General features: G+C 71.6%; 20 protein-coding genes. 8 read left to right on the top strand and 12 right to left on the bottom strand.

Annotation, left to right across the window (positions count from 1 at the left end; all coding sequences use genetic code 11):
* The first annotated feature begins 148 nt into the window (after positions 1 to 148).
* From ACLBXP_RS23420 to rpsU, 4 genes are all read left to right on the top strand, one after another.
* Entirely contained in the window at positions 149 to 2,119 is a 1,971-nt protein-coding gene (locus tag ACLBXP_RS23420; RefSeq protein ID WP_447670240.1) for an acyl CoA:acetate/3-ketoacid CoA transferase, read from the top strand.
* Positions 2,120 to 2,352: 233 nt separating this feature from the next.
* Positions 2,353 to 4,011, top strand: a complete 1,659-nt coding sequence (locus ACLBXP_RS23415; RefSeq protein ID WP_447670239.1) for a methyl-accepting chemotaxis protein — start codon at positions 2,353 to 2,355, stop codon at positions 4,009 to 4,011.
* 72 nt (positions 4,012 to 4,083) lie between these two features.
* Positions 4,084 to 4,803: a cytochrome c biogenesis CcdA family protein gene (locus ACLBXP_RS23410; RefSeq protein ID WP_447670238.1), complete on the top strand. Its 720-nt coding sequence runs from the start codon at positions 4,084 to 4,086 to the stop codon at positions 4,801 to 4,803.
* A gap of 189 nt (positions 4,804 to 4,992) precedes the next feature.
* On the top strand, positions 4,993 to 5,319 hold the full coding sequence (gene rpsU / locus ACLBXP_RS23405) for a 30S ribosomal protein S21 (protein ID WP_447670237.1): 327 nt from the start codon (positions 4,993 to 4,995) through the stop codon (positions 5,317 to 5,319).
* Between the two features lie 87 nt (positions 5,320 to 5,406).
* On the opposite strand, the gene ACLBXP_RS23400 is transcribed toward rpsU, so the two are convergent.
* A complete protein-coding gene (locus tag ACLBXP_RS23400; RefSeq protein ID WP_447670236.1) occupies positions 5,407 to 5,802 on the bottom strand; it encodes a response regulator in 396 nt (131 codons plus the stop codon).
* A gap of 325 nt (positions 5,803 to 6,127) precedes the next feature.
* Between ACLBXP_RS23400 and ACLBXP_RS23395 the strand changes: the two genes are divergently transcribed.
* A complete protein-coding gene (locus ACLBXP_RS23395; RefSeq protein WP_447670235.1) occupies positions 6,128 to 6,919 on the top strand; it encodes a class II glutamine amidotransferase in 792 nt (263 codons plus the stop codon).
* A gap of 97 nt (positions 6,920 to 7,016) precedes the next feature.
* Positions 7,017 to 8,483 (top strand): NAD-dependent succinate-semialdehyde dehydrogenase, encoded by a 1,467-nt coding sequence (locus tag ACLBXP_RS23390; RefSeq protein ID WP_447670234.1) that lies wholly within the window; start codon positions 7,017 to 7,019, stop codon positions 8,481 to 8,483.
* 3 nt (positions 8,484 to 8,486) lie between these two features.
* Here ACLBXP_RS23390 and ACLBXP_RS23385 read toward each other — a convergent pair whose 3' ends face one another.
* The gene (locus tag ACLBXP_RS23385; protein ID WP_447670233.1) at positions 8,487 to 8,696 is read right to left on the bottom strand and encodes a SlyX family protein; all 210 of its coding nucleotides are present in this window, start codon (positions 8,694 to 8,696) and stop codon (positions 8,487 to 8,489) included.
* Positions 8,693 to 9,445: an oxygen-dependent tRNA uridine(34) hydroxylase TrhO gene (gene trhO / locus ACLBXP_RS23380; RefSeq protein WP_447670232.1), complete on the bottom strand. Its 753-nt coding sequence runs from the start codon at positions 9,443 to 9,445 to the stop codon at positions 8,693 to 8,695. Before trhO ends, ACLBXP_RS23385 begins: the two co-directional genes overlap by 4 nt.
* Positions 9,446 to 9,724: 279 nt before the next feature.
* On the opposite strand from trhO, the gene ACLBXP_RS23375 reads away from it, so the two are divergent.
* Complete coding sequence (locus ACLBXP_RS23375) at positions 9,725 to 10,165, top strand: DUF1801 domain-containing protein (RefSeq protein ID WP_447670231.1); 441 nt, start codon at positions 9,725 to 9,727, stop codon at positions 10,163 to 10,165.
* Positions 10,166 to 10,216: 51 nt separating this feature from the next.
* Here the strand turns inward: ACLBXP_RS23375 and polA are convergent, their stop codons facing one another.
* The 4 genes from polA to ACLBXP_RS23355 form a co-directional block, all read right to left on the bottom strand.
* Positions 10,217 to 13,354, bottom strand: coding sequence for a DNA polymerase I (polA, locus tag ACLBXP_RS23370; RefSeq protein WP_447670230.1), 3,138 nt, complete (start codon positions 13,352 to 13,354; stop codon positions 10,217 to 10,219).
* A gap of 39 nt (positions 13,355 to 13,393) precedes the next feature.
* Positions 13,394 to 13,750, bottom strand: coding sequence for a HepT-like ribonuclease domain-containing protein (locus ACLBXP_RS23365; RefSeq protein ID WP_447670229.1), 357 nt, complete (start codon positions 13,748 to 13,750; stop codon positions 13,394 to 13,396).
* Positions 13,731 to 14,027, bottom strand: a complete 297-nt coding sequence (locus ACLBXP_RS23360) for a nucleotidyltransferase family protein (RefSeq protein WP_447670228.1) — start codon at positions 14,025 to 14,027, stop codon at positions 13,731 to 13,733. Before ACLBXP_RS23360 ends, ACLBXP_RS23365 begins: the two co-directional genes overlap by 20 nt.
* A 68-nt stretch (positions 14,028 to 14,095) precedes the next feature.
* Positions 14,096 to 15,307 carry a YihY/virulence factor BrkB family protein gene (locus ACLBXP_RS23355; protein WP_447670227.1) on the bottom strand — a complete coding sequence of 404 codons (1,212 nt, stop codon included), beginning with the start codon at positions 15,305 to 15,307 and terminating at the stop codon, positions 14,096 to 14,098.
* A 268-nt stretch (positions 15,308 to 15,575) separates the two neighbouring features.
* Between ACLBXP_RS23355 and ybaL the strand changes: the two genes are divergently transcribed.
* A complete protein-coding gene (gene ybaL, locus ACLBXP_RS23350; protein WP_447670226.1) occupies positions 15,576 to 17,408 on the top strand; it encodes a YbaL family putative K(+) efflux transporter in 1,833 nt (610 codons plus the stop codon).
* A 13-nt stretch (positions 17,409 to 17,421) separates the two neighbouring features.
* Here ybaL and ACLBXP_RS23345 read toward each other — a convergent pair whose 3' ends face one another.
* The 5 genes from ACLBXP_RS23345 to ACLBXP_RS23325 form a co-directional block, all read right to left on the bottom strand.
* Entirely contained in the window at positions 17,422 to 17,565 is a 144-nt protein-coding gene (locus ACLBXP_RS23345) for a hypothetical protein (RefSeq protein ID WP_447670225.1), read from the bottom strand.
* On the bottom strand, positions 17,555 to 17,872 hold the full coding sequence (locus ACLBXP_RS23340) for a nucleotidyltransferase family protein (protein ID WP_447670224.1): 318 nt from the start codon (positions 17,870 to 17,872) through the stop codon (positions 17,555 to 17,557). The genes ACLBXP_RS23345 and ACLBXP_RS23340 overlap by 11 nt, the downstream gene beginning before the upstream one ends.
* A 20-nt stretch (positions 17,873 to 17,892) precedes the next feature.
* Positions 17,893 to 19,320 carry a UdgX family uracil-DNA binding protein gene (locus tag ACLBXP_RS23335; RefSeq protein WP_447670223.1) on the bottom strand — a complete coding sequence of 476 codons (1,428 nt, stop codon included), beginning with the start codon at positions 19,318 to 19,320 and terminating at the stop codon, positions 17,893 to 17,895.
* A gap of 2 nt (positions 19,321 to 19,322) precedes the next feature.
* The gene (locus tag ACLBXP_RS23330) at positions 19,323 to 20,534 is read right to left on the bottom strand and encodes a putative DNA modification/repair radical SAM protein (protein WP_447670222.1); all 1,212 of its coding nucleotides are present in this window, start codon (positions 20,532 to 20,534) and stop codon (positions 19,323 to 19,325) included.
* Positions 20,535 to 20,657: 123 nt separating this feature from the next.
* A complete protein-coding gene (locus ACLBXP_RS23325) occupies positions 20,658 to 21,089 on the bottom strand; it encodes an OsmC family protein (protein WP_447670221.1) in 432 nt (143 codons plus the stop codon).
* Between the last annotated feature and the right edge of the window lie 82 nt (positions 21,090 to 21,171).

Genomic DNA, 21,171 nt, shown 5'->3' with positions numbered 1-21,171 from the left:
TGCGCGCGGATTCAACCGCTTGCGCGGGTGATTGACCAACTCTAACCTCCGCGGCTACGTCGGATTAAGACTTCCCGGTCGCCGTTCGAGCAAGGTATCACTTGCGCCGCACGATCAAGGTGGAGTCGCCAGGAGGAACGCGCGACCCATGAAGAAGAACAAGGTCATCACGGCCGAAGAGGCGATCGCGCTCATCCGGGACGGCGACGTCGTGACGACGACGGGCTTCGTGCAGAGCTGCATCCCCGAGGCCCTCCATGCCGCGCTGGAGAAGCGGTTCGTCGAGACCGCCGCCCCCCGCGGCCTCACGCTGATCATGACGGCGGGCGCGGGCGACAGCAAGGGTCTCGGCACCGGCCGCCTGCACCACGAGGGCCTGCTGACGCGGGTGATCGCCGCGAATTTCGGGCGGATGCCGAAGGTGGCGCAGGCCGCGCAGGAGAACCGCATCCGCGGCTACAACCTGCCGCAGGGGGTGATCTCGCAGCTCTACCGGGCCTGCGCGGCGGGCCAGCCGGGCCTGTTCTCGAAGGTGGGGCTGCACACCTACGTCGATCCGCGCCACGGAGGCGGGCGCGTCAACGACCTGACCACCGAGGAGATCGTCAAGCTCGTCGATGTCGGGGGCGAGGAGTGGCTGTTCTACACGGCCACCAAGATCGACGTCGCCTTCATCCGCGGGACATCGGCCGACCCGTCCGGCAACCTCTGCATGGCCAAGGAGGCGCTGACCCTGGACAACCTCGCCCAGGCGATGGCGGCGCGCAACAACGGCGGCATCGTGATCGCGCAGGTGGAGCGGATCGTCGAGCAGGGCTCGATCAAGCCGAAGGACGTGCGCGTGCCCGGCATGCTCGTGGACTGCGTGGTGGTGGCCGAGCCCGAGCAGCACCGCATGAACTACGGGGTGCAGCACGACGCGGCGCTGGCGGGCGAGATCCGGGTGCCGGTGGCGGGCCTCAAGCGGATGCCGCTCGATGCCCGCAAGATCATCGCCCGGCGCGCGGCCTTCGAGCTGCCGCCGAACGGCGTCGTCAACCTCGGCGTCGGCGCGCCGGAGGGCATCTCCTCGGTGGCCGCCGAGGAGAAGGTCACCCCCTACATCACGCTCACCACCGAGGCGGGCGCCGTCGGCGGGGTGCTGGCCTCCGGATCGAGCTTCGGCGCGGCGACCAACGCCGACTGCATCATCGACCAGAACCAGATGTTCGACTTCTACGACGGCGGCGGGCTCGACATGACCTGCCTCGGCATGGCCGAGTGCGACGGCCACGGCAACGTCAACACCAGCCGCTTCGGCGGGCGCCTAAACGGCTGCGGCGGCTTCATCAACATCAGCCAGAACGCCCGCAAGGTGGTCTTCGCCGGCACCTTCACGAGCGGCGGCCTCGTCACGACGGTCGACGAGGGCAAGCTGCGCATCGTCCAGGAGGGCAAGGCGCGCAAGTTCGTGTCGCTCGTCGAGCAGAACACCTTCAGCGGGCCGTTCGCGCAGGAGCGCCTGCAGCCGGTGCTCTACGTGACGGAGCGCTGCGTCTTCCACCTGACGAAGCGCGGCCTCGAACTGATCGAGGTGGCGCCGGGCATCGACATCGGCCGGGACATCCTCTCGCACATGGACTTCGTGCCGGTGATCGAGAACCCCATCCTCATGGACCGCCGGATCTTCGCCGAGGAGCCGATGGAGCTCCTCGCCGACCTCCTGAACCTCAACCTCCACGAGCGGGTCAGCTACGACAAGGAGCGCAACCTCCTCTTCGTGAACCTCGAAGGCTGGCAGGTGCGCTCGCGGGGCGACATCGACGCCCTGCGCCAGGTGCTGGAGACCGCGTGCCTGCGGGCGGGCCAGCGGGTCAACTCGATCGTCAACCACGACGGGTTCCGCATCGGCGAGAACCTCTACGACGACTATGCCGAGCTGATCGAGTACCTGGGCAAGCACCACTACCTGACCACCACCCGCTACGCGACGAGCGCGTTCCTGCGCCTGAAGATGCAGGAGGCGCTGAGCCGCCGGGGCCTCGCGCCGCACATCTTCGAGCGCCGGGAGGAGGCGCACGCCTACCTCGTCGCCGAGACCGCGCGGGCGGAGTCCGGCGGAATCGCATCGGCGGCCTGAGGCGCCCGCTCCGCGCCTGAGCAATTATCGTTCACATGCCTCGCCCGCCATTCCGGCGGGCGAACTGCTTTCGACAAATCGCGGGCGAGGAAGCGTCGTTCACGAGCGCCCGCGTTGAGCCGCCCTTCAGCACGTCGTGGTGGAATCCGTGCATAGGATGCGTGGGGTTGGCCCCGCATCGAAAAGACGGATTGCGATCCATGATGGCGCGGTGGTCCAATATCAGATTAGGCATGAAGATCGGCCTCGCCATGGGCCTGATGATCGTGGTGAGCCTCGGGATCGCGGCCACATCCTGGCGCAGCCTCGACACCCTGGAGCGGACCGGGCACTGGACGGCGCACACCTACGCGGTCCTCGACGAAGTCGACAAGATCACCGGGTCGATGGTCGATCGCGAGACGGGCCTGCGCGGGTTCCTGCTGTCGGGATCGGAGGACTTCCTGGCGCCCTACCGCACGGGCGGAACCGTCTATTCCGGCGCCCTGGCGCGGGCCCGGGAGCTGACGGCGGACAACGCCGTGCAGCAGGCCCGCCTCACGGCCCTCGACGGCTTCGCGCGCCGCTGGGTCGACGAGGTGGCCGAGCGCGCGATCGCGCTGATGCGCAATCCCGCCACGCGGGATCAGGCGCGGGCGATCGAGACCAGCGGCAGCGGCAAGGCCTCCATGGACGCGGTGCGCGCCAAGGCCGCCGAGATCGGCGAGATGGAGCGCTCGCTCCTGGGGCAGCGCTCCAAGGAGGCCGACGCGGCCGCTGCCGGCTCGCGCCTCGCGAACGTCGTCGGCACCGCCGCGACCATCGCCACGGCGATCGGCGCGCTGTTCCTGCTCCATGCGAGCGTCACGCGGCCCATCCGCGGCATGACGCAGGCCATGAGCCGGCTGGCCGCCAACGACGTCACGGTGGCGATCCCGGGCACCGGCCGGACCGACGAGGTCGGCGCGATGGCCGCCGCCGTGCAGGTGTTCAAGGAGAACCTGATCCGCACCCGCGCACTCGAAGAGGAGACGGAGCTCGCCCGGGCCGGCGTCGAGGCGCAGCGGAAGGCGACCATGCTGGAGCTCGCGGATTCGTTCGAGGCCGCGATCGGCGGCATCGTCGGGGTCGTCTCGGCCTCGGCCACCGAGTTGCAGGCGACCGCCCAAGGCATGACCGCGACCGCCACCGAGACCGCCGCGCAATCGACCACGGTGGCGGCGGCCGCCGAGCAGGCGAGCGGGAACGTCGCCACCGTCTCGGCCGCGGCCGAGCAGCTCGGCGGCTCGGTGGCGGAGATCGGCCGCCAGGCGGACGGCTCGGCGGAACTCGCCCGCCTCGCCGCGGACGAGGCCGGACAGACGGCCGGACTCGTGCGTGAACTCAGCGATGCGGCCGCCCAGGTCGGTAACGTGGTCCAGCTCATCTCCACCATCGCGGGGCAGACGAACCTGCTGGCGCTCAACGCCACCATCGAGGCGGCCAGGGCCGGCGAGGCGGGGCGCGGCTTCGCGGTCGTCGCCACGGAGGTGAAGGAGCTCGCCGCGCAGACGAGCCGCGCCACCGACGAGATCGCCGGCCAGATCGCCCGCATCCAGGCCTCGACGGGCCAGGCCGTGTCGGCGATCTCCGGTATCACCGGACGGATCACGGAGATCAGCCAGGTCGCGACCTCGATCGCGGCGGCGGTGGAGGAGCAGGCCGCCGCCACGAAGGAGATCGTGCGCAACGTCGCCCGGGCCGCCAGCGGCACCGCGGCCGTCACCGGCAACATCTCGGGCGTGGCCGGCGCCGCGGAGGAGACCGGAGCGGCGGCCGCCCAGCTCCTCGCCTCCGCCTCGGAGCTGTCGCGCCAGTCGGAGCACCTCGGCGCCGAGGTCTCGCGGTTCGTCGAGACCGTCCGGGCCGCCTGAGGGCGCATCCGCCCCTTGCCGCCCGGTCGCCCGGGCGGCAGATTGCGCGCAACGAAGGTTGCGGACGCGCTCATGCTCGGCCTGATCGGCCTCTCGGCCCTCGCGGGCCTCCTCTCGATCCTGTCCCCTTGCGTGCTTCCGCTGGTGCCGGTGGTGCTCGGGACCGCCGCCGGGGAGCACCGCCTCGGGCCGCTCGCCCTGGCGGGCGGCCTCGCGCTGTCGTTCACCGCGATCGGCCTGTTCGTGGCGACGGTCGGCTTCGCGATCGGCCTCGACACCGGCCTCTTCCGCGCGGCCGCCGCGATCCTCCTGATCCTCCTCGGCCTCGTCCTGGCCCTTCCGAGCCTTCAGGCGCGCCTCGCCGCGGCGGGCGGACCCGCTGGCGCCTGGGTCGAGCACCGGTTCGGCGGCTTCTCGGCGGGCGGGCTCCCGGGGCAGTTCGGCGTCGGCCTCCTGCTCGGTGCGGTCTGGGCGCCCTGCGTCGGGCCGACGCTCGGGGCCGCCTCGCTCCTCGCGGCCAAGGGCGAGCGCCTGGGCGAGGTCGCGCTGGTCATGCTCGCCTTCGGGGTCGGCGCGGCCCTGCCGCTCCTCGCCCTCGGCCTGCTGTCGCGCGGGGCGCTGCTGCGCTGGCGGACACGGCTCTCCGCCGGGGCGCGGGTCCTCAAGCCGGCGCTGGGCGTGCTGCTGGCGGTGACCGGGCTGATGATCCTGTCGGGCCTCGACAAGCGGGCGGAGGCCTATCTGGTCGGCGCCTCGCCGGACTGGCTCGTCGCCCTGACCACGCGCTACTGAGACAGTTGGAATGCTGGCGGCCTTCGTGTAGAAGCCGCCTCAGGTGTAGTTTCTGCGCCGACTCGCGACCGACCGATCGCCGTCCCTCCCGGGTAGCCCCCGGGCCAGGGGCGTTTGTCGGTTTCCCGCACAGCGACGGGGCGCGATGCCGGTGCCGACCGAAGCATTTCGTTCAGAGGATCAAGACCGTTGCAGGTACTCGTTCGCGACAACAACGTCGATCAGGCGCTGCGCGTCCTGAAGAAGAAGATGCAGCGCGAGGGCATCTTCCGTGAGATGAAGCAGCGCAAGGCCTACGAGAAGCCCTCCGTGCGCAAGGCGCGCGAGAAGGCTGAGGCCGTTCGCCGTGCCCGCAAGCAGGCGCGCAAGACCGCGATCCGCGAGGGCCTGATCGCCGCTCCGAAGCCGAAGCCCCGCTTCGGTGCCGGTCCGCGCCGCCCCGGCTTCCCCTCCGCGGCTCCGTCCGCCGCCTCGGCCCCGCAGCAGGGCGCAGCCGGCGCTCCGCAGTCGGCCTGATCGCGCCGGGGCCGGCTCAAGCCGCCCCGCTCGTTCCCCATCGAAGGGCCCGGTCGCAGGCGCGACGCGGGCCTTTCTGCGTCGTGCTTAGGCCGCGCGGGCGGCAGCCACGGTCGCGCGCTCGGCCTGGACCAGCACGTCGAGGGCCCGCCAGGGCTTCTGCATGAAGACGGCCTGCCGCGGCAGGCGCTCGGAACCGCCCTCGTCGTAGCCCGAGGTGACGATCACCCGGACATCCGGCCAACGGTCGCCGACCGTGCGGGCGAGCGAGAGGCCGTCCATCTGCCCGGGCAGGCGCACGTCCGCGAAGAGCAAGGCGACGTTGACGTCGGGGCGCTCCAGCACCGAGATCGCAGCCTCGGCGCTCTCGCAGGCGATCACGTCGAGGTCGGTCTCCTCTAGGACCGCGGTCGCGAGGTTGCGGACAGCCGCGTCGTCCTCGACGACGAGGGCGACCGGACAGTCAGGCAGAGCTTGGCCCATGGAGCCTCCTTGTTCTTCGGGATGCGCGTGATGCCTCGGGTTCGCGGCCTCGCAGCGGGCCGCTGATTCCCCGCCGGCCATGCTGCGCCGCTAAATTTCAATCGACAAGAGTCGGGTTTGATCCCGAATCCCCAACGATTTCCGGCGGCGTGGCGCCGAAGCCGGCCCGGCGACCAAACTCCCGCCATGCTGCGTTGCATTAAGAAACTGTTCACCACGAACGCTCGAATGTTACGGTTCGACGACAGCGGAGCCGAAGCGGAACGCGGCTTGCTAAGACCGAAGCGCGTCCCGCCCGACTCGTCCCAGGGGGTTCTGGTCAGCCATGTGCCGCTTCCTCGCCTACAGCGGTGAGCCGGTCTTCCTCTCCGAGCTGGTCTGCGCGCCGACCCACTCGCTGGTGCACCAGTCGCTCCATGCCGACGAGGGAAAGACCGAGACCAACGGGGACGGCTTCGGGATCGGCTGGTACGGCGAGCGGCCGGAGCCCGGCATCTACCGCGACGTCTCCCCCGCCTGGTCGGACGAGAACCTCGTCAGCCTCTGCGCCCAGGTCCGGGCCCGGACCTTCTTCGCGCATGTGCGCGCCTCCACCGGCACGGCGACCGCCCGGGCGAACTGCCACCCGTTCGTGCACGGGCGGCACATGTTCATGCACAACGGCCAGATCGGCGGGTATCACCGGATCAAGCGGCGCCTCGAAGCCCTCATCCCGGACGCGTTCTACGACGGGCGACGCGGCACCACCGATTCCGAGGCGATCTTCCTGCTGGCGCTGGCCAACGGCCTCATCGAGGACCCGCTCGGCGCGATGGCCGAGACGCTCGCCACGGTGCGCGGGCTGATGCAGGCCGCCTCGGTCTGCGAGCCCCTGCGCTTCACCGCGCTCCTCACCGACGGCGAGACCCTCACGGCCTATCGCTGGGCCTGCGACGGCCGGCCGCCGAGCCTCTACTACCGCGAGGACGCGCAGGGGCTGGTGGTGGTCTCCGAGCCGATCGACGGCTGCCGCGACGGCTGGAAGGTCGTCCCGAAAGGCGGCACCCTGCAGGCGCGCCGCGGGGAGCGGGCCCAGGTGCTCGGCCGGGACGCCGTGGACCGGCGCGTCGCCGCCTGAGGGCGACTTACCGCGCCACCTTGCGGGCGACCCCGGATGGGTCGACAAGGCTGTCCCGGGCGCCGCCGGCGCCCCCTGTCAGGGAAGCCCGACCCCGATGTCCTCCTCGCCCCCGAACGCCGCGCCCAGCTACCCGGATGTCGAGCTGCACGTCGCCGGCCGCTGGCGGGCCGGGGCGGACGGGGAGACGCTGCCGGTCCTCAACCCCGCCACCGGCGAGGCGATCGGCCGGCTCGCGGTGGCGACCCGGTCCGACCTCGACGACGCCCTCGCGGCGGCGGAGCGCGGCTTCGCGGCCTGGCGCAGGGTCGGCCCCTTCGACCGGGCGAAGGTCCTGCGCCGCGCCGCCGACCTCCTGCGCGAGCGCGTGGAGACGATCGCCCGCCTGATGACCCTGGAGCAGGGCAAGCCGCTGGCCGAGAGCCGCGCCGAGACGCTGGTGGCGGCCGACGTCACCGACTGGTTCGCCGAGGAGGGCAAGCGCGCCTACGGGCGGGTGATCCCGCCCCGCGCCGACGGGGTGATGCAGTTCGTGGTGCGCGAGCCGGTGGGCCCCGTGGCCTGCTTCACGCCCTGGAACTTCCCGATCAACCAGGCCGTGCGCAAGATCGCCGCCGCCCTCTGCACCGGCTGCTCGGTGATCCTGAAGGGCCCCGAGGACACGCCGGCCTCCTGCGCGGAGCTGGTGCGGGCCTACCTCGACGCGGGCGTGCCGGCCGACTGCCTCTCCCTCGTCTACGGCGACCCGGCCGCGATCTCGGCCTACCTGATCCCGCACCCGGTGATCCGGAAGATCTCGTTCACGGGCTCGACGGCGGTCGGCAAGGAGCTCGCGGGCCTCGCCGGACGCCACATGAAGCGGGTGACGATGGAGCTCGGCGGGCACGCCCCCGCGATCGTGTTCGCGGATGCCGACGTCGAGAAGGCGGTGTCCGTGCTCGGCGCCAACAAGTACCGCAACGCCGGCCAGGTCTGCGTGGCGCCGACCCGTTTCCTCGTCCACGATTCGGTCTTCGACCGCTTCGTGGACGGCTTCGTCGCCCTGAGCGAGGGCCTCCGGGTCGGCGACGGGCTCGACCCCGAGACGAAGATGGGCCCCCTGATCCACGGCCGGCGCCTCGAAGCCATGGAAGGCCTCGTGGCCGATGCGACCGCGCAGGGCGCCGCCTTGCGCACCGGCGGCAAGCGCATCGGCAACCGGGGCAACTTCTTCGAGCCGACCGTCCTCACGGAGGTGCCGCTCTCGGCCCGCCTGATGAACGAGGAGCCCTTCGGGCCGGTGGCGGCGATCCAGCGCTTCTCGGAGGACGAGGAGGCGCTGACAGAGGCGAACCGCCTGCCCTACGGCCTCGCGGCCTACGCCTACACCCGCTCGGCGGAGCGCGCCGCCCGGGTCGCGTCCCGCGTCGAGAGCGGCATGCTCGGCATCAACCACCACGGGCTCGCGCTCCCCGAGACGCCGTTCGGCGGCGTCAAGGATTCGGGCTACGGCAGCGAGGGCGGAGCCGAGGCGCTGGAGGCCTACCTCGCCACCAAGTTCGTGAGCCAGGCGAGCTTCTCGTAGGGCTCAGTAGTGCGGCGGCGGCGGCTCCGGCGCGCCGGAGGCGCCGCGCTCGGCCGCCGCCTCGACGCGCTCGGTCAGCGCCGCGACCTGCCGGCCCAGCCGGTCGATCAGCCGCCACTGCTCGGTGATCGTCCGGTTGAGGTCCTCGATCACGAGGTCCTGCTCGGTCAGGCGCATCTCGAGGCGGTCGATGCGGCTCGCGTCGTCGCTCATCGCAGGGCCTCGGGCGGGTGGTCCGGCCGCTCGCCGAGGCCGTGGCCGAGGGCGATGCGGCCGTCGAAGACGAAGCAGTCGCCGCGCCAGCGACTCTCGGCCTCCGGCACGGTCTCCAGGTACTTCAGGATGCCGCCCTGGAGGAGGTGGACGTTCGCGAAGCCGCGCGCCCGGAGGTACGCGCCCGCCTTCTCGCAGCGGATGCCGCCGGTGCAGAACAGGGCGATGGCGCCCGGCTCGCCGGGATCGAGGGTATCCGTGTAGGCGCGGAAGTCGCCGAAGCACCGGAGGCCCGGGTTCTCGGCACCCGAGAAGGTCCCGAGCGCCACCTCGAAGGCGTTGCGGGTGTCGATCACGCGGACGTCCGGCCGGTCGAGGAGCGCGTTCCAGGAGGCCGGCGCGACGCGGATGCCGACGTCGCCCGTCGCGTCGGTCCGACCGCGATCGAAGGTGACGATCTCGGGCTTCAGCTTCACCTTCATGCGCCGGAAGGGCGGCGCGTCGGCCCGCGACAGCTTGCATTCGAGCCCGTCGAGCCGGCCGCCGAGGAGCGGGCCGGCGCGGAGTTCGCCGAGGAAGGCCGCGATCGACTCCGTGGTGCCGGCCACGGTGCCGTTGATCCCCTCGCGGGCGAGGAGCAACGTGCCGGCGAGGCAGAGGGATTCGCACAAGGCCAGCAGCGGCGCGACGAGGGCGTCCGCGTCGGGGAGCGGCGTGAACCGATAGAGGGCGGCGACGGTGTGAGGCATCGGGCGGATGCCTTAGCAGGGGAGAGCGCGCGTGGACATGGCCGCCCGCGCGACCCCTGCCGTCCCCCGGCAACCTGCCACGCGGAGGGCCGCCTCGTCTGGGAGCGCACGGCCGATGGCTATGGGTTCCCGGTGCCGCCGAACGCGCGGGACCTGCTGATCGGAGCGGACCGGGTCTTCGAGGAGGGGCCGCCGCGGCTCGGGCCCCCAAGGCGCCGAGCCATCGGCCATCGCGGACCTGGCGCCGCCAGGGGTGAGTACGGGAGCACGCGAGAGGAGATGCCGATGGCTACCGGGAACGCGGATGCGGCGCCTCAGCGCGCGGGCGAGGATGCCGGCACAGGGGGCCAAGCCATCGATGCGAGGATCGCCGCACTTCACGACTGGCGCGGGACGATGCTGGCCGCCGTCCGGAGGCTGATCCGGCAGGCCGACCCCGAGGTCGCCGAAGACGTGAAATGGCGGAAGCCATCGAACCCGCTGGGTGTCCCGGTCTGGTCGCACGCAGGCATCCTGTGCACGGGCGAAACCTACAGGGACAAGGTCAAGCTGACCTTCGCGCGGGGTGCCTCGCTGCCGGATCCCACAGGCCTCTTCAACGCCGGGCTGGACGGCGGCACGCGGCGGGCGATCGACCTGCGGGAGGGCGACGCGGTCGACGAGGCCGCCTTCAGGGCCCTCATCATGGCGGCCGTCGCGTTCAACACCGGTCGAGCCTGAGGTCTGCGCCTCAGAGGTAGGCCTCGGCGCCTTGCCGGCGGCCGGTCTCCCTCAATGCGCCTCCTCCCAGTTCGCCGCGGCCCGCGCCTCGACGGCGAGCGGCACCCGCAGGGTGATGCCGGGCGAGGGCGCCTCCTCCATCACCCGGGCGATCACGGGCAGCGCCCGGTCCACCTCCTCCTCGGGCGCCTCGAAGACCAGCTCGTCGTGCACCTGCAGGAGCATGCGCACGGAGAGCCGCTCGGCGGCGAGCGCCCCCTCCATGCGGGTCATGGCCCGGCGGATGATGTCGGCCGCGGTGCCCTGGATCGGGGCGTTGATGGCCTGGCGCTCGACGCTCGCCCGCTCCTGTGGGTTGTTCGAGCGGATCTGCGGGTAGTGGCAGACCCGGCCGAACAGGGTGGTGACGTAGCCCTTGTCCCGGCAGAAGCGCTTGGTGTCGTCGATGTAGGCGCGGATGCCGGGGAAGCGCTCGAAGTACTGCTTGATGAAGGCCGAGGCCTCCGTCTGCGGGATGCCGAGGCGGTCGGCGAGGCCGAAGGCCGAGATGCCGTAGATGATGCCGAAGTTGATGGTCTTGGCCCGCCGCCGCAGGTCCGGCGTCATCTCGCCGAGCGGCACCCCGAACATCGCCGAGGCGGTCGCCGCGTGGATGTCGATGCCGTCCTCGAAGGCCTGGCGGAGCTGGGGCACGTCGGCGATGTGGGCGAGGAGCCGCAGCTCGACCTGGCTGTAATCGGCCGAGATCAGGCGGTTGCCCGCCGCCGCCACGAAGGCCCGCCGGATCCGGCGGCCCTCCTCGGTGCGGATCGGGATGTTCTGCAGGTTCGGCTCGGAGGAGGAGAGCCGGCCCGTGGTGGTGGCGGCCAGCGAGAAGGAGGTGTGGACCCGGTCCGACTCGCGGTCGGCGTGCTCCTGCAGCGAGTCGGTGTAGGTCGACTTCAGCTTCGAGAGCTGGCGGTATTCGAGGATCTTGCGCGGCAGCGGGTGGCCGGCCTGGGCGAGCTCCTCGAGGAGCGTCGCGGGGGTCGCCCACTGGCCCGAGGGCGTCTTCTTGGCGCCGGGCAGGCCCATCTTGCCGAACAGGATGTCGCCGATCTGCTTCGGGGAGCCCACGGAGAATGTCTCGCCGGCATCCTCCTGGATCTCCTCCTCGAGGCGCGCCAGCGTCTGGGCGAAGTCGCCGGAGAGGCGGCTCAGCATGTTGCGGTCGACGCGGATGCCCGCCCGCTCCATCCGGGCGATCACGGGCAGGAGCGGCCGCTCCAGGGTCTCGTAAACGGCGACCCGCCGCTCGGCGACGAGGCGGGGCTTCATCATCCGCCACAGGCGCAGCGTCACGTCCGCGTCCTCGGCCGCGTAGGCGGTGGCCTTGTCGAGGGGCACCTTGTCGAAGGTGACCTTCGCGCGCCCGGTGCCGGCCACGTCCGAGAAGGTGATCGGCTGGTGGCCGAGGTGGCGCCGGGCCAGCTCGTCCATGCCGTGCCCGCCCTTGCCGGCATCGAGGACGTAGGAGATCAGCATGGTGTCGTCGTAGGGGCCGACCTCGATGCCGTAGCGGGCGAGCACCAGCCAGTCGTACTTGAGGTTCTGGCCGACCTTCAGGACCGACGGATCCTGGAGGAGCGGTTTGAGCAGGCCGAGCGCGGTGTCGAGGGGCATCTGCTCCGGCAGCCGGCCGCCGGGGTCGCCCGCCGCCTCGCCGCCGAACAGGTCGCCGGCCTGCGGCACGCGGATGTGGGCGAGCGGAATGTAGGCGGCCCGACCCGTCGCCACGGCGAGCGACACGCCGACGAGGCCGGCCCGGTTCGCATCGAGGGCGTCGGTCTCGGTATCGACCGCGACGACGCCGGCCTCGCGGGCCTCCGCGATCCAGGCTTCGAGCTGCTCGGGCGTCAGGATCGTCTCGTAGGCGGCGGTGTCGAACGGCTTCGTGGCCTCCGCGGCGCGGGCGGCGACGAGGTTCGACGGCGTCGGCTCGGCTGGCGCCCGCGGCTTCGGGGTCACGTCCGGCAGGCCGAGATCAGCGAAGGGGTCGACCTCCGCCGCGCCCTGCGGCGGGGCGGCGCCGTCCGGCCGCTCGGCACCGGCCGCCGCGGTCTCGGGGTCGGGCGGGACGCTGTCGCCGAAGAACGGCACCGCGTCGCTGCCGCCCTCCGCGTTGGCGTAGGCGTGCGCGGTGCCGCCGGGCAGGAGCTTCGGGTCCGGCTTCACCGCTTCGGGATCGACGTGCAGCATCTGGGCGATGCGGCGCGTCAGCGTGTTGAACTCCATCGCCTTGAGGAAGCCGACGAGACGCTCGGGGTCGGGCTTCGGCAGAGCGAGGTCGTCGAGCGGCACGGGGACCGGCACGTCCTCCATCAGCGCCACGAGCCGGCGCGAGAGGCGGGCCTGCTCGACGTTGGCGAGCAGCGTCTCGCGCCGCTTCGGCTGCTTGATCTCGCCCGCCCGCTCCAGCAGCGCCTCCAGGCTGCCGAACTCCTTGATCAGCGCCGCCGCCGTCTTGAGCCCGATGCCGGGTACGCCGGGCACGTTGTCGGAGGTGTCGCCGATGAGGGCCAGCGCATCGCCGATCTGGCCCGGCTGAAGGCCCTCCCACTTGGCGACGATGGCCTCGACGTCGAGGTTGCGCTCGGGGCGGTAGCCGGGCTTGCCCTTGGCGCCCGACTCGAAGTCGTAGAAGCGCACGAGCGGCCCGACGAGCTGCATCAGGTCCTTGTCCGAGGAGACGATGATGACGCCCGCGCCGCGGGCCTCGGCCTGGCGCGCGTAGGTGGCGATCAGGTCGTCCGCCTCGTAGCGCTCGAGCTCGATCGGGATGAGGCCGAAGGCCCGCACCGCGTCGCGCATCAGCGGCATCTGCCGCTTCAGGTCGTCCGGCGCGTCGGGCCGGTGGCCCTTGTAGTCCGGGAACATCTCCTTGCGGAACGAGCCCTCGGACTTGTCGAACACGATGGCGAGGTGGGTCGGGCAGGTGCCGGCGGCGCCCTCCTGCACGAACTGGGCGATCTTGGCGCAGAACAGGCGCACGGCGCCGGTGGGCAGCCCGTCCGAGGGCCGGAAGTTGTAGCGCTCCGGCTGATTTATCGATTGGAAGTAGGCCCGGAAGATGAACGACGAGCCGTCGACCAGGAGGACCTGATCGCCGGAGCCGACGGGCTTTTGTGCGGGCTGGGTCTCGGCGCTCATGGGGCGGACGTGTCTCGGCCTCGGGCGGAGCGGCGCGCCTCAGGGAGCCGGCGGCTCCACCTCGGCACGGCAGGCCGCGATGATCTCAAGCAAGGGGTCGTGGACGGTCTTCCAGACGATGTCCAGCGCAACCCGATGATAGCTGTGGCGATAGAGATTGCCGGCGTCCGCAACGTCCCGCCAGGGAATGTGCGGGTGACGTGCGCGAAGCTCCGGGCCGAGCCGTCTGCTCGCCTCGGAGATGATCTCGATGCAGCGCACGACCGCGTCGTGCGTCCGCTGATCGGACGCGAAGGCATCGAACGACATCCCGGCGATGAAGCCGCGGGCCGCCAGGCCGTTCTCGATGATGTCGTTGCAAGCGCCCCGCTCACGCTCAGAAAGCCGGGACGGCATCGTGCTCGGCGTTTCGCCTCACCGGAGGCTTGAGCGTGGCGCGGTCCGAGACGTCGACCCGCCCGGGAAACAGCCCGCCAATGAAGCGGCACAGGCCCGCATAGGCGAACACGTCGCGGATCGCGCCGCGATCCAGGTCGATCAGGAGGTCGATGTCGCTCGCGGCATCCGCCTCCCCGCGTGCGAGCGAGCCGAACAGGGCGGCATGCCGCACGCCGCGCCGTCGAAGCTCGTCCTCGTTGGTGCGCAGAATCGCGATGACGGTTGCCCGATCCATGGCGGACGAGCCTACTACAGGCGGTCCGCCCGCGCACCTAGTCGCCGGTCCGTCTGGCGGCCGGTCCCTCAGCTCGCGTGGCCCAGCGTGTCGGCCATCCGGGCCTTGCGGGTGCCGAGGGGCTGGGGCCGGCCGACCGTGGTGTCGTGGGCGGTCTGGTGCTCCATCTCGGCATTCACCTCGGCGCCGATCAGCACGATGATGGTCGAGATCCAGATCCAGGTCATGAAGCCGATCACCGCGCCCAACGACCCGTAGGTGTCGTTGTACTTGCCGAAGTTCGCCACGTACCAGGAGAACAGCACCGAGCCCACGAGCCAGAGCAGGGCCGCGAGGGCGCTGCCCCAGGTCACCCAGCGCCAGCGCGGCGCGTCCCGGCTCGGGCCGTAGCGGTAGATCAGGGCGAGGCCCAGCAGCAGGGCGACGAGGAGGGCCGGCCAGCGCAGCAGCGCGACGAGCCAGGCGCCCTCCCCCAGCCCGATCGTGTTGAGCACCACCGGCAGCACCACGATGGCGGCGAGGGCGAAGACGATGAACAGGAGCGCCCCGGCCGTGAAGGTGAGGGAGCGCAGGTTCAGCCAGAAGAAGTTCCGCTTCTCGCGCTCCTCGTAGACGATGTTGAGCGCGTCGAAGACGGCCTTCATGCCGCCGTTGGCGCTCCAGATGGACAGGGCGAGGCCGGTGAAGAAGGTCACCCCGAGGGTGGTGTCGCCCTTCTCGGTGATGCGCTTCACCTGCTCGCCGATGATGTCGAGGGCCCCCGAGGGCAGCACCCCCTGCAGGCTCGCCAGGTGCTGGTTGATCGTGCCCACGTCGGCCACGAGGCCGTAGCAGGAGACGAGCGCCGCGATGCCGGGGAAGATCGCGAGCAGCACGTAGAAGGTGACGCCGGCCGCGACCGAGACGATGCGGTTCTCGCTGATGTCGTGGAACACCCGCAGGGCGATGTCCTTCCAGCCCGCGGCCGGGATCTCGGACGGGGTGGAGGCCTGCCGGCCGCGCTCGTCCTGGCTGCGCGCGACCGCGCGCGCCGCGCTGCCCTCGTGCGAATCCGAAGGCGCGCGCGAGGCGTCGGCCGCGCCCCGATGCGACCCGGCGGAGGCGGGAGCGCGACTGCGGGGCAGCGCCACGAAGCCGAGGAGCGCGGTGGCCAGCGCCAGCGTCCAGAGGGTCGAGCCCCGATCCGACGCACCGCCCGGCGTGGTCTGGTGCGGTGCGTCTTGGCCCGAGGTGGTTCGGCCCGAGGTGGTTCGGCCCGAACTAGGTTGGCCCGATGTCATGCGCCGATCTCCGGTGCCTCCCCCCGGGAGGACGCGTTCCAGATCACCAACCGAGCGTTGCATCTTCCGGTTTCACGCGGGCGTGAGCGGCACGGACCGATCGAAGTTTCCCGCGGTTGACTGTGCGAAGCGGCACCGCAGGTGCAAACGGGCACGGATTTCGGCGCGCCGCTCGGCTAGGGAGGGTTCCGAGCCCCCGTCATCACGCCTCGCCAGGACGGGCGGACGCCCCGCGCCCGCCGATCGCAGCCCCGGAGATCGCCCGACCGTGCCGCATACCACCGAGCTGATCGCCATCATCGCCCTCGGCCTCGTGGTCGCGTTCGTGTGCGGGATGGCCGCGCAACGCCTGCGCCTGCCGCCGCTGGTGGGCTACCTGCTGGCGGGCGTGCTGATCGGTCCCTACACCCCGGGCTTCGTGGGCAACGGGGAGCTCGCCGGCCAGCTCGCCGAGATCGGCGTGATCCTGCTGATGTTCGGCGTCGGCCTGCACTTCTCGATCAAGGACCTTATGGCGGTGCGCAGCATCGCGCTGCCCGGCGCGGTGGTGCAGATCGGCGTCGCGACGGCCATGGGCGGCGGCCTCGCCCTCGCCTGGGGCTGGGGCCTCGGAGCAGGCCTCGTCTTCGGCCTCGCCCTCTCGGTCGCGAGCACTGTGGTGCTGCTGCGCGCGCTGGAGGAGCGGGCCATCCTCGACAGCGACAAGGGCCGCATCGCGGTCGGCTGGCTGATCGTCGAGGATCTGGCCATGGTGCTGGCGCTCGTGCTCCTGCCGGCGCTGGCCTCGTCCCTCGGCGGCGCGGGCGGCGACGGGGCCCATGGGGCCGCTCACGGCAGCAACCTCTGGCTGACCCTCGGACTGACGATCGCGAAGGTCGCGGTCTTCGCCGCCGTCATGCTCGTCGGCGGCCGCCGCCTCGTGCCCTGGCTCCTCGACCAGGCGGCCCGCACGGGCTCCCGGGAACTCTTCACCCTGGCGGTGCTCGCGCTGGCGCTCGGCATCGCCTTCGGCTCGGCGGAGCTGTTCGGGGTCTCCTTCGCCCTCGGCGCCTTCTTCGCCGGGATGGTGCTCGCCGAGTCCGACCTCAGCCATCAGGCCGCGGCCGATTCCCTGCCCCTGCAGGACGCCTTCGCGGTGCTGTTCTTCGTCTCGGTGGGGATGCTGTTCGACCCCGGCATCCTCCTGCGGGAGCCGCTCTCGGTGCTCGCCGTGCTCGGGGTGATCATCCTCGGCAAGTCGCTCGCGGCGGTGGCGATAGTCCTCGCGTTCAAGCATCCGGTCGGCACGGCGCTGACCATCGCGGCGAGCCTCGCGCAGATCGGCGAGTTCTCCTTCATCCTCGTGAGCCTCGGCCTGTCCCTCAAGCTGCTGCCGACGGAGGGCCGCGACCTGATCCTCGGGGGGGCGCTGCTCTCGATCACCCTCAACCCCCTCGCCTTCGCGCTCGCGGGACGCATCGAGCGCTACGTCGCCGACCGGCCGAACCTCGCGGGCCGGTTCGAGCGCCGGGGCGCCGGCGAGGTCGCGATGGGCGGCTCCCGCTCCGGCCGGCGCGATCACGCGGTGATCGTCGGCTACGGCCGCGTCGGCAGCAGCATCGGCGAGGCCCTGGCGACCTGGGACCTGCCCTACGTGGTGGTGGACCGCGACCGGCGGCGCGTGCTCGACCTGCGCGAGCGCGGCCTCGACGCGGTGTTTGGCGACGCCGCGGCCCCCGGCATCCTGGAGGCGGCCGATATCGGCAGCGCCCGCATCCTCGTGATCGCGACGCCGGATTCGCACAACACCGAGCGTCTCATCGAGATCGCGCGCGGCGTGAAGCCCGGGATCGACACGCTGATCCGCACCCACAGCGACGCGGAGCGCCGGCGCCTGGAGGAGCGGAAGGTCGGCCTCGTGCTGATGGGCGAGCGCGAGCTCGCGCTCGGCATGAGCTTCTATGCGCTGCGCAGCCTCGGCGTGAAGGAGGGCGAGGCCCGCGTCTTCGTCGAGTCGAGCCGCCGGGAAAGCCGCTCCGACGACCCGGCCGCCGAGGTCGAGGCCGCCCCGGTCCCGCCGGAGCTCCGCCCGCACAAGGCGGAGGATGCCGCGGAGGCGTGAGGGCGATGGATACTCAGGGAGCGGGTGCGGATCCTGAATCGAGTTCCGCCTCGCAGGCCGCGATCAGATCCGCCATGCGCTCCTGCACGGTGCGCCAGATCATGAGCGAGGACACGGCGATCACGGTCAGCGCGCGGCGCTCGCGGTCAGAACGCATCGATGCGATCGCGAAGGGCGCCCGGGCGGACGCTGTCCTTCAACGCGTTCCGGTTCGCGATATCGACTGGGCCGGGAAACAGCTCCTCGAGGTACTGGACGATGCCGACATAGTCGTAGACGTCGCGCACCTGTTCGGAGTCGATTTCGACCAACAGGTCGAGATCACTGTCGGGCCGCGCCTCCCCGCGCGCCACCGACCCGAAAATGCCGGCGTGCCGCACGCCGCGACGGCGCAATTCGTCCGCATGCGCTCGGAGAATGGCGAGGGCGGCGGCGCTGTCCATCGCGGCACCATAGTCCAGCACGACGGCCTTTCACAGGGACGCTACCCCGCGAGCTCCCGCCCCAGCGCCTCCACGCGCCGCAGGTCGTCGACGAAGGCGCCGTAGGCCTCGGCCTTCGCCTCGTCGGGCAGGCGCAGCAGGTAGGAGGGGTGGACCGTGATGAAGCCCTGGAAGCGGTTGTCGAGGCGCTCGAAGCGGAAGGGCCCGCGGGCGCGGGTGATCGGCACGGCCTTGCCGGTGAGCGCCAGGACGGCGGTCGCGCCCAGCGCCACCACGAGCTTCGGCGCCACGAAATCCAGCTCGCGGTCGAGCCACCAGCGGTAGTGGCTCACTTCGCCGGCCGTCGGCTTCTGGTGGATGCGGCGCTTGCCGCGCTCCTCGAACTTGAAATGCTTGACGGCGTTCGTGAGGTAGCTCGCGCTCCGGTCGATGCCGGCCTCCGCCATGGCCCGCGACAGGAGCTGGCCGGCGGGCCCGACGAAGGGGCGGCCCTGTCGGTCCTCCTGGTCGCCGGGCTGCTCGCCGACGAAGACGATCGCGGCGCCGAGGGGTCCCTCGCCGACGACCGCCTGGGTAGCGCCGGGCACCAGCGGCTCGGAGCGGCGGATGATGGCGTTCAGCGCGTCGAGGCTGTCGGGCGCCTGATCCGCCATGGCGGCGACGGCGCGGGCGGGGTTGCGCTTCACGGGCATGGCGGGCTCGCTCTCGATCATCTCGGTGGTCCGGCCCGCGGCCGCCCGCACGAGGGCGGGGATCGCGGCGGTCTCCGGCATGTTGCGCCAGTACTTCTTGGGCATCTCGGCGCGCATGGCGCGCAGGTTCGTGCGGGCCGGGTTGAACGTGCTCTCGTAGTAGTCGCGCCAGCCCGCCTCGAAGCCGTCCCCGGGGGGCAGGTCCGTGCGCTGCCCCGGCGGCCCGAACCGGAGCGCCGTCCGGTCCCAGTGGGCGGACCCGTCCGGCGTCAGGATGGACCAGTGCAGGGCGCGGAAGCGGTCGACGAAGAAGGGCGCGGCCGACGCCAGGATGTGGTGGTCCGGCTCGAACCACGCGACGAAACGCTCGGTTCCGGCCTCCAGGGTCCGGCGGAAGCGCAGGAAGGCGTGCATCTTGTGCAGGTCGCGGCCGATCGCCTTCCGCATCCGGCCGAGGCGATGCACCAGCGGGTCGCTCGCCACCTCCATCAGCGCGCGCTCGCCCGCGAGCACCCGCCAGACCAGAGCGTAGAGCAGCGCGTAGCGCTCGGGGTCGCGGTGGGGCACCACCATGGGGACGAGGTCGGCCACCGCCCGCGGGAGCCGCAAGGGGGCGCCGTCCGCGGGCGCATCCGCCGCGCCGAACAGGCCCGGTGCCTCGCCGATCGACCAGGCGACCGCCTCGGGCGGCACCGCGTGCGCGATGAGGCGGCGCGCGGCGGCACGGAAGCCGTCGAGGTCGGCGCCGGGGCGGAGGGCGACGGTGTGGAGCGCCACCCTCAGAACAGGCTCAGCTGACGCGCCGGCTCGGCGAGGCGGGCGCGCAGGTCCAGGCGGTCGGTCAGCTGCGCCGGGCTGTAATCGGCCGCGATCAGGAAGGGCCGGGCGCGCTTCAGGGCCGAGGTTAGGCGCGCCACGTCGTCGAGGCGCAGGCTCGCGTGGCGGCGCGCCTTGACGATCCGGTCGACGGCGCGGGCACCGAGGCCCGGCACCCGCAGCAGCATCTCCCGGTCGGCGCGGTTCACGTCGACGGGGAAGCGATGGCGGTTCTTGAGGGCCCAGGCGAGCTTCGGGTCGACGTCGAGGGCGAGCATGCCGTCCTCGGCCGCCTCCGCGACCTCGTCGGGCGAGAACGCGTAGTACCGGAGCAGCCAGTCGGCCTGGTAGAGGCGGTGCTCCCGCTGCAGGGGCGGCGCCTGCGGCGGCAGGATCGCGGAGCCGTGGGGGATCGGGCTGTAGGCCGAGTAGTAGACCCGCTTAAGGCCGAAATGGTCGTAGAGGTGCGCGCTCTTCGCGATCAGCGCCGCGTCCGTGGTCGCGTCCGCCCCGACGATCACCTGAGTGGACTGGCCGGCCGGCGAAAACCGGCGCCGCTCGGCCTTCGCCTCGATGATCCGCTCGCCGATCTGGCTCATGGCGCCCTGGATGGCGGCGCCGTCCTTCTCGGGGGCGAGACGCTCCAGGCTCGCCTCGGTGGGCAATTCGAGGTTGATCGACAGCCGGTCGGCGTAGAGGCCGGCCTCCTCGATCAGCCAGGGGCTCGCCTCCGGGATCGACTTGAGGTGGATGTAGCCGCGGAAGCCGTGGTCGCGCCGCAGCGACTTCGCCACGCGCATCATCAGCTCCATGGTGTGGTCGGGCGACTTGATGATGCCCGAGGAGAGGAACAGGCCCTCGATGTAGTTCCGCTTGTAGAATTCCACCGTGAGGGTCACGACCTCCTCGACGGAGAACTTGGCGCGCCGCACGTTCGAGGAGCGCCGGTTGATGCAGTAGGCGCAGTCGAACAGGCAGTAGTTCGTCAGCAGGATCTTCAGGAGCGAGATGCAGCGCCCGTCCGGCGTGTAGGCGTGGCAGATTCCCGCCCCCGTGGTCGAGCCGAGCCCGTCCTTGCCGGCCGCGCGCTTTGGGGCGCCCGATGATGCGCAGGACGCATCGTACTTGGCGGCATCGGCAAGGATGCGCAGCTTCTTGGCCAGCGTCTCGTCCATGAACGGACGATGGGCTTCGTTCGCGGTTCGTTCAAGGCGCGACGGTGCCGCGCCCGGCCACTCCCGGTGCGCTTTCCCGTGTCGCGGCGCCGCACCCCGGGGGGATGCGCGCCGCGGTCCGGGTCAGGCCGGGTTCAGCGTGGCGTTGAGGGTGATCTCGGCGTTCAGCACCTTCGAGATCGGGCAGCCGGTCTCGGCCGCGTGCGCGAGCTCATCGAACTTGGCCTGGTCGATCCCGGGAATCGTGGCCGTGAGCGTCAGGGCCGACTTCGTCACCTTGAAGCCCGCGCCGTCCTTCTCCAGCGTCACCACCGACTCGGTGCGCATCTCGGTGGCGGCGAGGCCGGCCTCCTGAAGCTGGAAGGCGAGCGCCATGGTGAAGCAGCCGGCGTGGGCGGCCGCGATCAGCTCCTCCGGATTCGTGCCGGGCTTGTCCTCGAAGCGGGTGTTGAAGCCGTAGGGCTGGTCCGAGAGGACGCCCGAGCCCGTCGTGATGCGGCCCTTGCCCTCCTTGCCGTTGCCCTGCCACACGGCATGCGCCTTGCGGTTGATCATCGATTCCATCCTCGCTCCGCGTGCGACGGGCCGGGCGGGATGCCCGGTCGCCGCGACGCCCTGCGCAGGTGGAGCGGGGGCC

The sequence above is a fragment of the Methylobacterium sp. A54F genome, assembly GCF_053346035.1.
Note: the sequence above shows the minus strand (reverse complement) of the source record. Positions and strands in the feature narration are given on the sequence as shown.